The organism is Bacillus cereus group sp. BfR-BA-01356 (assembly GCF_022663635.1).
In the GTDB taxonomy this organism is placed as follows: domain Bacteria; phylum Bacillota; class Bacilli; order Bacillales; family Bacillaceae_G; genus Bacillus_A; species Bacillus_A cereus.
In genome coordinates this window covers 17807-34379 of record NZ_JAKUFX010000011.1, presented here as the reverse complement: position 1 = coordinate 34379, position 16573 = coordinate 17807, and the positions used below count along the sequence as shown (strand labels likewise).

The following is a 16573-nucleotide window of genomic DNA, read 5'->3' as shown; positions in this document are numbered from 1 at the left end:
GTTTTATACACAATATATTTCATTATTGTTGAGATATACTAGCATCGCTTTCAATTCGCTTTTCTTTTTGGCTCAGTTTTTTATCTTTAGATTTTTTTAATGTTAAAGTCATGCCAATAAAAATAAAAAGAATTCCTGTTATTTGCATTAAAGTTGGACGGAATCCAGTAAGTACAGTATCTAATAATATTGCCACTGCCGGATCTAAAAAAACTAATATTGAGATGGTTTTTGTAGACAAATAGCGTAAACTATCAAAAAACAGATAATATACTATCCCTGTGTGAATAAAACCAGTAGCTATAATATATGTCCAATTACTTTGAGTGAGGCCACTAAAAGCATCTAAATCTATAAATGGTATTAAAAGAAATATCCCCAAGAATGTTTGTAAAAATGTCATTGCATACGCACTCATTTTGTTAATCCCTTTACCAAATAAAGTTGTAAATGCATAAAAGAGAGCTGCAAGAAATCCCCATATCATACCTGAAGACATTAATGAACCGAAAGAGAAGCTTCCATCGATACCAGCAATTAATAAAGCTCCTGCAAAACACACAATTATTGAAATGATAGATATGAATGTTAATTTTTCTTTAAAGACGATACTTCCAATTAACAGTACAATTACTGGTGCAAGATGATAAACTGAGATAGCAATGGTGACTGACATATTTTCAAAGGCTTTAAATAAGAAAACCCAATTAAATACTAAGAAAAAACCACATATTAAAACTTGAACAACTTCTTTTCGTTCCCATTTATCTTGTTTATATTGCCCTGTAAGCAACCAGCATACACTTAAAAATATTGTCGCAAAAATACACCTTACAAACACTAATTCAAACGAAGGTAAGTTTGTTTGAACCGAAAAAAAGCCAACTGATCCAAAGATAACCATTGATGCTATCATCTTTAAGGCCGGTACCGTTTTCTCTTGCTTAAAACTCTTTTGAAGCAAATTAATCCCCCTCCAATAAAAACTCGGTTTATAGTGAGAAAAACACCAGCCTAAAAAAAGGACAGGTGCTTTTCCTCAAAAACACTCAATTATAAATTTTTTCCAGCAGTCCAACCACCATCAATTACAAAATTAGAACCAGTAATAAAGCGGGCCTGATCAGAAATCAAGTACTCAATACATGAAACAATATCCTGCGGCAACCCCCAAGTATCTAAAGATTGATTACTTTTTATCATAGACATCAAGGCTTTATTACTAAAGTATTCTTCTGTAAGTTCAGTTCTAATAACACCGGGAGAAATACTATTTACCCTTATATTTTGCTTCCCAAATTCCATAGCCATCTGTTTAGTCAATCCGATTAAAGCATGCTTTGATGCAACATAAGCAGCTCGCTCTGGTTCAGCCATTAATCCAGAAACCGATGCTATATTCACAATACAACCTTTTATTTTCGATTCACACCATCGCTTAGCTACTTCCCTAGAAAGGATAAATGGGGCTACTAAATTTACATCAATTACTTTTTTAAACATATCATCGGATAAATGTAAAACAGGTGTTATCTCTCGAATACCAGCTGCATTTATTAATATATCAGGAGAAAGCTTTTCTAAATCTAATTGAGTAAAAAGATTATGAATCGCTTCGCTATTACTTAAATCAATTTGCACTACTTTCAAAGGCATATCTGTTTTCATATAATCTATTAAATTATTATTATGAATATCAAGCGCTATTACATGAAATGATTTTTCTAAAAAGTATTTTATACAAGCATGACCTATACCGCTATTGGCTCCAGAAATCATAATTATTTTATTCTCTCTCATTTTGTCTCCTTATAAGAAAATGTTACTAATAAAATATCACGAAAAGCCTCCGTACTACATTCTGTTCCAAGTGGCGTTACGGCATGGAAGACCTTCTGTCCAAATACTAAAGTTTCTAAAGGCTCCTTCAAACTTATAAACTGATTAATTTCCCGAGGAGAATTAGCTATTAAATTATCTCCACCAATAGCTGTATTACTTAAATTCATAAGGTGTAAAAATACTACTGGTTCATCATCTTTATGCAACCAAATAGGTGAACTAAAAGATGGTCTTTCTTTAGTAGCTTTATATCTTACTTGATGTAAACCTATAATTAAGTCTTTACTTGTATCTATTATATTTGTTTTAAATGCAAATTCAGTATCGAAACGCACGATATTTTGAATTAAAGGATTACATAAAAAGCTATCATTTATGCTATTGAACTGTCTAACTTTCCCGCCATCGTCATAGTTATATTCTTTAGATTGGAAGTAATCATTACTATTATCTAAAATATAATCTGGTGAATCAACATACTTTATATACCTTGAATAAGATCTAGCACGGCATTCACCGTACGCATCATCTTCCAAATTATAATAATCTAACTGTGCTTGTGTTAATAAACGATGATTCTCTTCCTCTTGTAAAAAGATTTCATTTGAGATTTCAAGGAATCCTTTAGATTCAAATTCATGTACCTTTTCTTCTATGCTAAACCCATTCATTTTACTAAGAACAAACGTCATTATAAAAACCTCCACACTATTGTATTTTTCTATCTCACCCTATGTTAGAAATGCAATAAGTAACCGAGATTCTTGCTTAATAAAATTTTAAATTATGATATTCAATTAATACACCAAATGAAATATATGTAATTCATTAAAATTATTTATTAAGCAATATTATATATCCTTTTGGTTATTTTTTCTAATTATCTGGAGATTTATCAACATTAGTCTTAATATTCGAAATTAAAGAAATGGATTTTTCAGAAAGATAAAACTGCGCGTATTGCAATTATTTATGTATATAACTTTTTTAAAAATTATATTTTAAATATAGCTAGTTTTTTATAAATTTTTTGATATAATTACATACGGGAAAAGGGAAGAATTTTGTCTTCCCTTGTGTTTTTATTTGCATCTAGTACTTTTGCTAGATGCTTTTTTTTATGCTAAAAAAGGTATCCTCAAATACTTTGAGGATACCTTTTCACCTTTATTATCTCTGCTGTTTTCTACCTAATACGAGTAACCCAAAACTCATCATTACAAGAAGTGCTCCCATATATGGTTCCACAGGCATTTTCTGCCCTGTCTTCGGTAATTCTTTTTCAGGTTTCTCTGGATTCGGTGTCCCTGGCTTTTCTGGATCTGGTGTTCCAGGTTTTTCTGGATCTGGTGTCCCAGGCTTTTCTGGATTCGGTGTTCCAGGTTTCTCCGGATCTGGTGTTCCAGGTTTTTCTGGATCTGGTGTTCCAGGCTTTTCTGGATTCGGTGTTCCAGGTTTCTCCGGATCTGGTGTTCCAGGCTTTTCTGGATCTGGTGTTTCTGGACTTGGTGGTGCTAAATGATTCAATTTGTTTAATACTTCTAATTGAACTGCATTTATCATTCCATTTGTAATTTCAAATGGAATTGGATTAGTTAATTTTTCATATCCTTTTGGTGCTTCTACTTCTACTAGTGTGTAGTTACCTACAGATAGATCTGTGATTTTTGCCTTTCCATCTTTATCTGTTGTTACTTTCACTACTACTTTTCCCTTTTCATCATGAACTTCAAACACAGCTCCTGATAAGACTTCCTTGCTTTCAGCGGCCATTTTTGTAATCTCCACTGAACCTTTGTCTAACTGTTCGTTCTCTACTTTCAATGATAAGACTTTTGTCATACCTTTTGTAATTTCGAATGATACTGGTTCCGTTAACTTTTTGTAACCTGGTAAGCTCTTCGTCTCTACTAATTTGTATTTTCCTACTGATAGATCTGAAACGTTTGCTTTTCCTTCTTTATCCGTCGTTACTTTCGCAACTACTTTGCCTTTTGAGTCACGTACTTCAAATACAACATTTTCTAATGGTGCTTTACTGTCTTTATCTATTTTTGTGATTTCTACATTCCCCGTATCTACCATTTCATTTTCTACAGTGAACGCTAAAGATTTTGACATACCTTTTGTAATTTCAAATGGTACAGGCTTTTCTAATTTTTTGTAGCCTGGTAAACTCTCTACTTCTACTAGCTTGTACTTTCCTACTGATAAATCTGAAACTGTTGCTTTTCCAGCTTTATCTGTCGTTACTTTCGTTACTACCTTGCCTTTGTCGTCTTGTACTTCAAAGACTACACCTGCTAACGGTGCCTTATTATCTTTATCTATTTTTGTAATTTCTACATTTCCCGTATCTACCATTTCATTTTCTATTTTTAATGATAGAACTTCTGTCATACCTTTTGTAATTTCAAACGATACTGGTTCTGTTAATTGTTTGTAACCTGGTAAACTTTCTTTCTCTACTAATTTGTACTTTCCTACAGATAAGTCTGAGATTTTTGCTTTACCATTTTTATCTGTTTTTACTTCTGTTACTACTTTGCCTTTGTCGTCTTGTACTTCGAAGACTACGCCTTCTAATACTTTTTGACTATCTTTATCTACTTTTGTAATTTCTACTGAACCTTTATCTACTAGTTCATTCTCTACTTTTAATGATAAGACTTCTGTCATACCTTTTTTGATTTCGAATGATACTGGCTCTGTTAGCTTTTTGTAGCCTGGTAAGCTTTCTACTTCTACTAGTTTGTAATTTCCTACAGATAGATCTGAAATTTTCGCTTTTCCTTCTTTATCTGTTGTTACTTTTGTTACTACTTTGCCTTGCTCATCTTGCACTTCGAATGTTACGCCTTTTAATAACGCGCCACTTTCTTTGTCCACTTTTGTAATTTCTACTGAGCCTTTATCTACTAATTCGTTCTCTACTTTTAGTGATAAAACTTCTGTCATACCTTTTTTGATTTCGAATGATACTGGTTTCGCTAGTTTTTTATATCCTGGTAAGCTTTCTACCTCTACTAGCTTATATTTTCCTACTGGTAAATCTGAAATTGTTGCTTGTCCTTCTTTATCTGTCGTTACTTTTGTTACTACTTTGCCTTTTTCATCTTGCACTTCGAATGTTACGCCCGCTAATACTGCGCCACTTTCTTTGTCCACTTTTGTAATCTCTACTGAACCTTTATCTAACTGTTCGTTCTCTACTTTCAATGATAAGACTTTTGTCATACCTTTTGTAATTTCGAATGATACTGGTTCCGTTAACTTTTTGTAACCTGGTAAGCTCTTCGTCTCTACTAATTTGTATTTTCCTACTGATAGATCTGAAACGTTTGCTTTTCCTTCTTTATCTGTCGTTACTTCTGCTACTACTTTGCCTTTGTCGTCTTGTACTTCGAAGACTACGCCTTCTAATACTTTTTGACTATCTTTATCTACTTTTGTGATTTCTACTGAACCTTTGTCTACTAGTTCATTCTCTACTTTTAATGATAAGACTTCTGTCATACCTTTTTTGATTTCGAATGATACTGGTTCTGTTAATTGTTTGTAGCCTGGTAAGCTTTCTTTCTCTACTAATTTGTACTTTCCTACAGATAAGTCTGAGATTTTTGCTTTACCATTTTTATCTGTTTTTACTTCTGTTACTACTTTTCCCGCTTCATCTTGGATTTCAAAGACTACGCCTTCTAATGCTTTTTGACCATCTTTATCTACTTTTGTAATTTCTACTGAACCTTTATCTACTAGCTCATTCTCTACTTTTAGTGATAAAACTTCTGTCATACCTTTTTTGATTTCGAATGATACTGGTTTCGCTAGTTTTTTATATCCTGGTAAGCTTTCTACCTCTACTAGCTTATATTTTCCTACTGGTAAATCTGAAATTGTTGCTTTTCCTTCTTTATCTGTCGTTACTTTTGTTACTACTTTGCCTTTTTCATCTTGCACTTCGAATGTTACGCCCGCTAATACTGCGCCACTTTCTTTGTCTACTTTTGTAATTTCTACTGAACCTTTATCTAACAGTTCGTTCTCTACTTTCAATGATAAAACTTTCGTCATACCTTTTTTGATTTCGAATGATACTGGTTCCGTTAATTTTTTGTAACCTGGTAAACTCTTCGTCTCTACTAATTTGTATTTTCCTACTGATAGATCTGAAACGTTTGCTTTTCCTTCTTTATCTGTCGTTACTTCTGTTACTACTTTGCCTTGCTCATCTTGAACTTCGAAGACTACGCCTTCTAATACTTTTTGACTATCTTTATCTACTTTTGTTACTTCCACATTTCCCTTGTCTAACATTTCGTTTTCTACTGTTAAAGCAAGAGATTTTGTCATACCTTTTTCAATTTGGAAAGTAATCGGATCTACTAATTGTTTATATCCTTTTGGTGCTTTTACTTCTACTAACTTGTATGTGCCGACTGATAAATTAGTAACTTGTGCTTGTCCTTTTTTATCTGTCGTTATTTTAGCGACTACTTGTCCTGCTTCATCTTGAATTTCAAAGACTGCATCAGCTAAAGCATCTTTATTTTCTTTATCTACTTTTGTAATTTCTACATTTCCTGTATCCACTAATTCATTTTCTACAGTCAATTGTAATGCTGTTACTCTACCCTTTTCAATTTCGAATGAAATTGGCTTTTCTAGTGGTTTGTATCCTGCCGGTGTTTCTACTTCTACCAACTCATACTTTCCAATAGATAAATCTGAAACGTTTGCTTTTCCTTCTTTATCCGTTTTTACTTTCGCAACTACTTTTCCTTTTGAATCACGTACTTCAAATACAACATTTTCTAATGGAGCTTTACTATCTTTATCTATTTTTGTTATCTCTATATTCCCTGTATCCACCATTTCATTTTCTACTTTCAATGATAGGACCTCGGTCATGCCTTTTTTAATTTCAAATGATACTGGTTTTTCTAACTTTTTATAACCAGGTAAACTTTCTACCTCTACTAATTCATACTTTCCTACAGGTAAATCTGAAACATTTGCTTTTCCTTCTTTATCTGTCGTTACTTTCGTAACTTCCTTACCCTTTTCATCTTGTACGATGAATGTTACTCCCGCTAACGGTGCTTTATTATCTTTATCTATCTTTGTTATCTCTATATTTCCCGTATCTACCATTTCATTTTCTATTTTTAATGATAAGATCTCGGTCATACCTTTTGTAATTTCAAACGATACTGGCTCTGTTAATTTCTTATAGCCTGGTAAACTTTCTTTCTCTACTAATTTGTACTTTCCTACTGATAGATCTGAGATTTTTGCTTTACCATCTTTATCTGTTTTTACTTCCTTTACTACTGTTCCAGCTTCATCTTGCACTTCAAAGACTACGCCTTTTAATGCTTTTTTGCTGTCTTTATCTATTTTTGTAATTTCTACTGAACCTTTATCTAACTGTTCATTTTCTACTTTCAACGATAGGACTGTTGTCATACCTTTTGTAATTTCGAATGCTACTGAATCTGTTAGCTTTTTGTAGCCTGGTAAACTTTTCGTCTCTACTAACTTGTACTTCCCTACTGATAAATCAGAGATTTTTGCTTTACCATCTTTATCTGTTTTTACTTCTGTTACTACTTTGCCTTGCTCATCTTGCACTTCGAAGACTACGCCTTCTAGTACTTTTTGGCTATCTTTATCTATTTTTGTAATTTCTACTGAGCCTTTGTCTAACTGCTCATTTTCTACTTTTATTGCTAAAGCTTTTGTCATACCTTTTTTTATTTCAAATGGTACTGGTTCTGTTAGCTTTTTATAACCTGGTAAGCTTTTTGTCTCTACTAATTTGTACTTTCCTACTGATAGATCTGAAACGTTTGCTTTTCCATCTTTATCTGTTACTACTTTTCTTACTACTCCATCTTTCTCATCTTGGACTTCAAATTCGACACCCGCTAATACTGCCCCGTTTTCTTTGTCCACTTTTGTGATTTCTATATTACCTTTGTCTACCATTGCATTTTCCACTTGTATTGGGAATATGCCGTCCCCTGTTACATTTACTTCGAACTCTGCTTCTTTTAATTGGTAGCCTTCAGGCGCTTTCGTTTCTTTTAAAATATATTTCCCTGGTGCTAACGGTTTAGAGATTGCCTTACCATCTTTATCTGTAACAATATGTTCGACTACTACACCGTCTTTTACTATATCAAACTCTGCATTTGCTAATGGTTTTTCACCATTTTCCGAATCAATTTTCTTTACTTCAATTTGACCCTTTTGCATAGTATTTTTAATTTCAATTGTTTTTGTTTCTCCAGCTTGAAGTGTAACCTCTACTGGACTTGTTAATTTTTGATATCCTTCTGGTGCTACTGTTTCATATACTTTATACGTCCCAGGAGCTAAAGGTTGAGGTACTGAAAAACCTTTTTCGTCCGTTTTCAGTTTTGCAACAACTTCATTTGCACTATTTCGGACTTCAAATTCGGCACCTTTTAACCCTTTGTTCCGATTCTCAGAATCTATTTTATGAAGCGATACTGTACCATCTTTTGGAGCTTCAGGCGGCGTAATAGTTACTTCTTTTGATGTTAATGTTTTATCATCAAAATGTAATTCCGCTTTATTAGGAATCTTCTTATCTACGTAAGAAGATAAGTCTGCATCATTTTTAATTTTCGCCTTGATACTAAGATTAATTATCTGGTCTTCATACGACTTATAGTCAAAACTCTCACCAAACGTAAATGTTACTTCACTTCTTTGTTTATCTATATTTAACGTTCCTTTAGAAGTAATATCTTGGCCATTTTGATCATACACTTTTGCCTCTAATACTTCTAAAACATCTTCTAAATCATCACGAATTACCATTGATGTGTATTTAGGAGGATCGTTCGGTATATGTGTACCAACTTGGTATTGAATCACTTGATCCATTTTTGTTAACTGCTCATTCTCTACAAGCTTGCCATTCTCATCAACTATATTTTTTTCAATGCTAGGTGGATTATTGTCACCTGAACCGGATCCTCCCCCACCACTTACAAATACTTGTCCTACTTTTTCTTCAGTTTTAATATTTTTACCTTCTAATTTCACAGTATTTTTATGAGGCTTCGCAGCAGGATTTGTAACCTTTGTTTTATATCTTAAAATATAGCCTTTTGAACTGTCTGGAAACTCAATTGTAAATCCAGCCTTTGTTGCATTAATTTTAATGTTAGATAAATCTGCTGGCTTAATATTTGTTGGTGCATAACCATCTTCAAATACAGCCTCTTCTAATACTACGCTGTCTGTAATTAACTCATGCCCAGGTCCTAATGTATCTGTTAATTTAAGATCTTGCATTTCTGTTCCAGTTGCATTTACATATACAAGCCAATCAGCAATCGAAGGATCTTCTTGATTATAAGAACCCCATTTCAATAGATTATCTGTATTGGGCTGTGGCTTCGGTCTCTCTGTCGTATTACTTACATTTACTTCTTTATTGACGATTTGACCATCAACGTTAAATTCTAATGGAATTTCTTTAACACCATCATATGCTTCTAGACCAAAGTAGAATTCTACGAATAAAGAACCTTTAATGTTATTCTTTCCTTCTACGTAATCCCCCATAGTACACGTTAATAGACCCTTTTTCATCTCACATGTACCAACTATTTTTCCTTCAGCATCTTTTAAAGGAAAACTCATATTCATAAGGTCTTTTCGAAACTCTTTTGGCATATCAATTGTGAATTGATCTCCACTTTTTATTTTTTCTTTAGCTGACCACTTCACTTCTACTTTCATACCATCTGAGGCTTGATACGGTTCAGATGTCGTGCCATCAGTACGGGAAATATTAATTTCGTCCACTGGACTTTTCATCACAGCAGCTTGAATAACTGGAGCCCACACATTCAGCACTGAAAATAATACTAGAAAAACTAATGAAACCATTGAAATATGTCTTTTAGTACTTTTCATTTGCATAGTTCCCTCCTATTTTTTATATTTATATAACAAAAAAAGACCATCCGGTTGCATCAAAAATGTGCAACCAGACGATCTTAGTAACCAATATGTATTACCGTAGACTCTAAGCTTTGCGGCCTATCCTTTCGAATAGTGTGCTAAAAATATCTTTTATTCTTTTTTTGTTTCATTTTCCTCTTAAACCAAATATTACTATACCGTCTGGACGGTTATAATTCAATACTCTATAAAATTGTTCTATTTTTCTAATAAAAAAAATAATTCACCACTACATTAAAGAAGCAACGGTGAATTATTTTTACATTATATAGTTCGTATATTCTATTTATATGAATTCCTAATAAGAGCTTGAATCACTTTTTCTCTTAACTCAGGGCTTAGTCTTCCAACCCCTAAATATTCCGAATACCATAATCCATCTGCTGCTAATCTAATAATTGTTGCACAAACTGCATCTATCTCATCGTTTTCTATATTCTTTTGCAGTTGCTAAAATGATTGTTGTAATGGCTCAAGTAATTCAGGTTTTAACATGAATGCTGCCATCATACTACTAGATAACTCTTCTGTTCTTCTCTCATTATTTAATCTTTCCTCTACAAAAGAGCGAACCCATCTCCCTTTCTTCTCTGCGTCTTCCGCTACTTTATTGTAAATGGCTCCCTCATAATCCTCTACCCCTCTGACTATCATACCTTCTATTAAAGCTTCTTTATTTGAAAAGTGATACAATAATCCACCTTTACTTACACCCGCCTCTTTTGCCACTGCTTCTAAGGTTAATTTAGCAACCCCTTTACATTGCACAATTTGAGAAGCGGCCGCCAAAATCTTTTGCCGCGTTATGCTTATACTCATTCCTTTTTAAAACCCCATTTCTACTAAATTTATATAAATACGAATCTTATTTTTAATATTGTTGATTACTACTAAGTATTTTCTTTATACAACAAAAGCTTCATTACCTTTGAATTTTTAGTTACTTATTCTATTAAAAATTTCCATATCATTCAATATGATAACATCAAATACACAACATTGACTATACATCTATACTTTCATATTCATTCCTAATATATCCATTAATAAAATTTACCGATTTAGTCCTTCCTATTACTTTAAGATGGCAGTAATTCTTTCAGCACTAAATAAAAAATGTTATTACTCCCATTGAATTGAGTAATAACATTTTACTTAACAAATTCGCTGCCAACTAGCATCCTTCACATCTTCACTAGTCGGTTTTCTAACTAATCCAATAAAACATTCCTCGCAAGCACCAAATACAATAAAATTTTTCTGTGCTTGTCTTAACGAGACTTCATTTGCACCGCCTTCAAAATCAGGATCGTTAAACTGTACCTCATCATCTTCCCAGTAACATATATTACAAATTTCATATGTACCTGGTGGTTCTTCTTCTATTGTTCTATACCCGCAGCACGGACATGTATATTTCATTCTGTTACTCCATTATTCATTTCTTTTTTCTCCCATATATTCCGGCCCATAAAGAATGTCACAGCGCAAATCATAGTTATTACCATGAAAGTAGTATTAGAATCCTCATATGTAGTTGGAATTCCAACCGTTACAGAAACAATACTAAAAGCTAAAAGTAGATATAATAATAAAGATATAATATAGCTGAGTTTAAATCGTAAAATGATACCTCTAAACAATAGCTCACCAAGTAGACAGCCACCTAAAATAATAGGTACTCCGAAATACAATGTAAGGACTCCCATTTGCGCAGTAGATTGAATTATCTTTCCAATTATGTTCGGCGAAACCAGCTCACTATCGTTTCCCATCCTATCATATAAATCAAGTGCTGTTGCTGAAATAAAGAAACTTAATATAGAAAATGAATACGGTATTAAAAATTTGCTCACTCTCATTCACCTCGCTTTTTTCTTTACATATATTATTCATTATTTCCTATCATTTTTACATAAAAAAATAACCCTCTATGATAAAACATAGAGGGTAGCATTTCTATATAAAAATCTATACCTTATCCTGAAGTGAATCCCGAAAATAGGACAAATATCAAAACACCTAAACCATCTGCTATCTGCTCCCTACATTCTTTAGGGTAGATAGTTTATATGTTTTATTAGAAAGTAGTGCCTTCTTTTTTATAATATTCTTTTGAAATCTCTTCATAAAATGCGGCTGATGTCGCGTAGAAATAAGGTGCTAACCATAAGAAACCGATTCCTACAGTAAGAATACTTAAAATGAACCAACCTAAGAAACTTAAGCATAGTAAAAAGTAATCCATTTTATGTCCATTCATCATATGACGACTCTCAGTAATCGCTTGATTCGCTGTATATTCTGGATGATCATTCAAAATAAAATATGTCATAGAATAAGAAAATGATTTAATAATACCTGGAATAATAAGAAGTAATGTCCATAGAGTCAAGTATACATACATTAGTAAATATGTTAAAAACGACTTCATCAACTTACTTCCATCGCTAAACCATCTAAATATATGACCAATGCGAGCATCAGTCCCACGAATTGCATTTAAAACAAGATAATAGGCACCTATTGTTAATGGACCAATAACAAGCATTACTATAATACTTACTGTAAGTGAATCACTTGCTTCTTCCCAACCCCAAAATATCGAGAAAATACCTGTTGTTAGCATTTCAACAGCTCCAATAAGGATTCCAATTAATAAGGTTGCCCCTACCGCTAGTCCCCATCTTCCTTTTAATGCATCAAGTGCTTCTCTTTTCAACTGACTTATCATATATAACCTCCTAATACTATTCCCATTTTATTATACCATTTATATCAAAAATCCCACATATTTTCCTAAAACAGAAGCATATTACCTTTTTTCATACGTATTGATACATGTGTGCTGTAGTTGTACTAATATATGGATTAAACGACTCTTTTCCCTATAACAAAAAAGCCTGCCTTTCATAATAGGCAAGCTTTCTCAAGTTACATCTCATTTATTTTCTTCTTATACCAATCCTGCATTCTCTCCGCATCTTCTACTCTCGTATGCTCTATTTTATAACTAGATGATGCACTCGAAAACTTATACGTACATAAATCCGCACAGCGCTGGAAATATGATTGTGTCTTCTCCATTGATTGGACGTGTCTTCTTCTAATAAGTCCTGTATATTTTCCGACGCTACGATAGACAAGTGTAATTTGTTCTCCGTTAACACTGTAGCCATTTGTTTTAAATGTTGCGTAGCCAAGTGTAAAGATAAGGATTGCGAGCGGTAGTAATGCCCACATGATGTAATACTTTTCAAAGTATATGCTTATTCCAGTAAGCGGGATTGCGAGCATAGCGAAAAAGATAAAACTATCAATGAGATAGCGGCGCAATGCTGCTTTTGGTAACGAAGTAATACTTGCATTCAATTCGTATGGTAATTGTAAATGCGCGAGTAATTGTTGCACTCGATCTTTTCGAATGATAGGATGCAGTGTAACTTTTTCTTCTTTCCCTTCACTTTGAATGACTTCTACTTGCACAGCACAATAACCGAACGGTTGGCGTAAAATGCCTTCTTTTATCGTAATCCCTTGAATGCGGTGCAATTTTAGTACGAGTTCTTTTCTCTCCAGTAACCCTTGCGAAATACGGACTTCGTCATTTCTTCGATTCACTGTGAAATCTCCATGTTTTAGCGCATAACCAATTGTCGATATAATCCACGAAAGGACGAGCAAAATAGCTATCATCAAAATCCAGCCATATATATCATGTTCCATTACATACGACTTTACGCTATTCTCTATCCATTTCGGAATGTACTCATCTACTTGGTGATACACAAAAAAGATTAATGAGAATAATAATCCAAATTGACCAGATGTAACAGAGGCTATTAAAATCTCTTTCCACGTTAATTTGTATTCTCTCGCTTGTTTTTCCTCTGTAATAATTTCTTTTACTTCTACTTCTTCTAATGTTTTTTCTACTTTCAATTCTGAAGCCGACTCATTTAACATTGCGATAAGCTCTGTCGCTTCTTCTACCGTAATTCCAGCTAAGCTAACTTCTGCTTCATCGCCTCCGCCAGCTGTTTCAATCTGAATTTTTTTCAAACCGAGCATTTGATATAGTACGTTAGAACTTGTATTAATCGTTTGAACACGTTCTTTATTTAAGTAGCTCTCCTTTTTCACAAAGAGACCTTGTTTCACATGTAATACGTTATTTTCAACCCAGTATGTTGTGTAATACCATTTTTCAAACGCTGAAAAGACGGTGAGTAAACCGAATGCAGTGGGAATTAAATACCAAAACGGGAACTTTCCGTTTAAGCTGAACATGAAAATAATGAGTGGTATAAAGTCTGTTATTTTTAACTCTAATAACATCGTGATTGGATGCTGCCTTTTATACATCCTCATCACTCACTTTCGCTAATTCTGCGATTTTCGTTTTCAACATTTCAGCTTCATACATCGTTAAACCTGGGATGCTATGAGAAGTTGCTGCTGTTGAAATGTGTAATTCTGCTAATCCGTATTTTCTCATAATTGGCCCTTGTTCAATCGTTACGTGCTGTACACGAATCATCGGCACTAATACGCGCTTAACAACGAAAAGGCCATGCTGAATTTCAAGTTCTTCTTCATTTAGTTGGTAGCTGTAATAACGTTGACGTAGTTTCGGAAACGTAAAGTAATCAAACGGTGTATATACGATTGTTAATCCGATGAGCACATAGAAAATCCAAGCCCACCAATTAAACTTAATCATAAAGAAAAGATATGCAAAAATGACTATAATACTGATTCCTAGCTCAATTAAAGAACGCGCTTTCCACACCTTGACCATGTCAGGGTGAATTTCATTTTTCAATGGATCCATGTAACCACTCCAAATCTAGTAATCTAATATATGAATACTCTCAATCTATATTTTACGTAACTTTACAGAAAATTGGAATTTAATCTTCTTTCTTCTCAGGAATAAAATATCCGAACCAAAGTAGCCAAATGAAACCGATTAACTTCATCCAATTTCCATCCGCTTGAAAAGCTTCAATCATACCTGGTATTTTATAAACCCCAATAAATCCAAGAAAACCGAGCCACCAGTTTTTTTGCATTTTCATTTTTACTCCTCCTTCATTACGTTTTTCACATTTCGAATCCAAATTTCTTTATACTTTAACTGGAATCCCATGAGCATATAGTTGCTCATATTATCGATCACGAGCGCTAGCGTATGAGCATTTTCTTCCGTTTCATGTTGTGACACAACGCCCAGTCTCGCGCCTTTCTTCAATAAATCATGGAAACCATGCAAAAAATCCTCTTGTATTTCAAATAAACGTTTCTGATACTTTTCATTTCGCGATGCAGTTACGATAAATTCATTGATAACGCGTAGTATTCCTTCTTGCCCTTCATACTCAGAGAGCATATGTAAACCATCTGCGATTAGCTTTTCTGCAAAGTTTTCTTTCGTATACCGCTCTTCATTAAAGTATTTTGTAAAATGATAATCAGAAAAAATCTCTTCAAATAAAAAATCAACTAACGCTTCTTTAGAAGAAAAATGATAGTAAATAGCCGGTTTTGAAATACCTACCTCTTTCGCAATCATGGAAAGACTCATCTTCTCAATGCCGTGTTCTGCCATAAGTTTAAATGATGCCTCTACAATGTTCTGCGATGTTTGTAAATTCTTCGTCATACTGTACCTCACTTATTTTTACTTACCGTTCGGTAAGTAAATTATAAAACAAAACGAAATGATTTTCAATTTAGTTAGCACTACAGAAGGTATTTATTGGAAAATACAGAAAGTTATAAAGTAAAAGCAACATATAAGAATAAGGAGGATATCATATGGGACTTGGTGGTAATGGCGGTAGTGGTGGTAATGGCGGCGGTGAAGCGGGACAAGCTGGTAAGAGCGGATTTTCATTAATCATTGTACTTTTTATCGTATTGATTATAGCTGGAATTAGCTATATCGGACTTAGCTTCTAAGAAAAGGCGTCCTACATTACATATGTAGGACGCCTTGTTTTTAATCTCTATTCAGCAATCGCATACGATAACAATTCATCGTCACTTCTCCAAGCCTTTGCAGTAATTGATAGTTCGCATATGCGCCGACTGGGGCACCGATTACTGGTACGAGCTGAAGCATTTTCGCTAAATCAATATAGTCTCGGTACTCTGTTTGGAACTTTTCCCAGTCCATATGATTTTCTTTTTCTGTATCCCACGTTTCGATTGCTTTCCATATTTCTTTTCGGTGATCGTCACTTGAAAAGGCAAGTTGGAAAACGTGAAGGATAAAAAGACGCTCTTCTTGTTTACTCGTATCAAATCCGTACAATGTCGCTGCATCGAATAAAAATTTAATTTTAATTGTAAGTAAAAGCGGAAAGTCAGCAAGACCGAGGAGAATACCACCAGCTCCAGTCCCTGCTCCTTCTGCCGCTGCTATTTTTTTGTACTCATCCATTTTTTTACGAACTTCATCGTCACGTCTTTGCAGTGACCATGTCGTCTCTTTTAGCTTCGGCTTTATAAAGTTTGACCCGGCGCTAATCGTTTGCACCATCATACGAATCGTCTCTGTTAGTACCTTTTGTACTTTCGCCGGAATGAGCTGTTGCACCTTCGTCTGCACTTTTTTGGAGAACCGTGTCATCATAGAAGAATCTTTCATGAATGTAGCTTTCCACTGCTCCAATTCTTTTATAACCTTCTCTTCGTATGTAATCATAGGTTCATTCCT

The 16573-nt window shown here is 33.8% G+C and carries 13 protein-coding genes, 1 pseudogene and 1 riboswitch; of the genes and pseudogenes, 1 reads left to right on the top strand and 13 read right to left on the bottom strand.

Annotation, left to right across the window (positions count from 1 at the left end):
• Positions 1–22: 22 nt before the first annotated feature.
• From MR168_RS06540 to MR168_RS06485, 12 genes and pseudogenes are all read right to left on the bottom strand, one after another.
• A complete protein-coding gene (locus tag MR168_RS06540; RefSeq protein ID WP_086412765.1) occupies positions 23–964 on the bottom strand; it encodes a DMT family transporter in 942 nt (313 codons plus the stop codon).
• Positions 965–1053: 89 nt separating this feature from the next.
• A complete protein-coding gene (locus MR168_RS06535) occupies positions 1054–1800 on the bottom strand; it encodes an SDR family NAD(P)-dependent oxidoreductase (protein ID WP_001208938.1) in 747 nt (248 codons plus the stop codon).
• Positions 1797–2534, bottom strand: a complete 738-nt coding sequence (locus MR168_RS06530; protein ID WP_000144813.1) for a 2OG-Fe dioxygenase family protein — start codon at positions 2532–2534, stop codon at positions 1797–1799. The genes MR168_RS06535 and MR168_RS06530 overlap by 4 nt, the downstream gene beginning before the upstream one ends.
• Before the next feature lie 478 nt (positions 2535–3012).
• Entirely contained in the window at positions 3013–9807 is a 6795-nt protein-coding gene (locus MR168_RS06525; protein ID WP_242291207.1) for a SpaA isopeptide-forming pilin-related protein, read from the bottom strand.
• 59 nt (positions 9808–9866) lie between these two features.
• A riboswitch (cyclic di-GMP riboswitch) is annotated at positions 9867–9959 on the bottom strand.
• Between the two features lie 172 nt (positions 9960–10131).
• Positions 10132–10668: pseudogene (locus MR168_RS06520) on the bottom strand (TetR/AcrR family transcriptional regulator).
• A 336-nt stretch (positions 10669–11004) separates the two neighbouring features.
• On the bottom strand, positions 11005–11271 hold the full coding sequence (locus MR168_RS06515) for a CPCC family cysteine-rich protein (RefSeq protein WP_000877839.1): 267 nt from the start codon (positions 11269–11271) through the stop codon (positions 11005–11007).
• Complete coding sequence (locus MR168_RS06510; protein ID WP_086412763.1) at positions 11268–11711, bottom strand: hypothetical protein; 444 nt, start codon at positions 11709–11711, stop codon at positions 11268–11270. The genes MR168_RS06515 and MR168_RS06510 overlap by 4 nt, the downstream gene beginning before the upstream one ends.
• Positions 11712–11929: 218 nt before the next feature.
• Positions 11930–12583 (bottom strand): DUF975 family protein, encoded by a 654-nt coding sequence (locus tag MR168_RS06505; RefSeq protein ID WP_000625400.1) that lies wholly within the window; start codon positions 12581–12583, stop codon positions 11930–11932.
• A gap of 200 nt (positions 12584–12783) precedes the next feature.
• On the bottom strand, positions 12784–14214 hold the full coding sequence (locus tag MR168_RS06500; protein ID WP_086412762.1) for a PH domain-containing protein: 1431 nt from the start codon (positions 14212–14214) through the stop codon (positions 12784–12786).
• Positions 14207–14683: a PH domain-containing protein gene (locus MR168_RS06495; RefSeq protein WP_000371345.1), complete on the bottom strand. Its 477-nt coding sequence runs from the start codon at positions 14681–14683 to the stop codon at positions 14207–14209. Before MR168_RS06495 ends, MR168_RS06500 begins: the two co-directional genes overlap by 8 nt.
• Before the next feature lie 79 nt (positions 14684–14762).
• Positions 14763–14930, bottom strand: a complete 168-nt coding sequence (locus tag MR168_RS06490) for a hypothetical protein (protein WP_000783813.1) — start codon at positions 14928–14930, stop codon at positions 14763–14765.
• Between the two features lie 2 nt (positions 14931–14932).
• Positions 14933–15514: a TetR/AcrR family transcriptional regulator gene (locus MR168_RS06485; protein ID WP_000164838.1), complete on the bottom strand. Its 582-nt coding sequence runs from the start codon at positions 15512–15514 to the stop codon at positions 14933–14935.
• Between the two features lie 155 nt (positions 15515–15669).
• Here MR168_RS06485 and MR168_RS06480 point away from each other — a divergent pair, with 155 nt between their 5' ends.
• Complete coding sequence (locus tag MR168_RS06480; protein WP_000522758.1) at positions 15670–15813, top strand: YjcZ family sporulation protein; 144 nt, start codon at positions 15670–15672, stop codon at positions 15811–15813.
• Positions 15814–15853: 40 nt separating this feature from the next.
• On the opposite strand, the gene ecsC is transcribed toward MR168_RS06480, so the two are convergent.
• Complete coding sequence (gene ecsC, locus MR168_RS06475) at positions 15854–16561, bottom strand: ecs operon protein EcsC (protein ID WP_000634142.1); 708 nt, start codon at positions 16559–16561, stop codon at positions 15854–15856.
• Between the last annotated feature and the right edge of the window lie 12 nt (positions 16562–16573).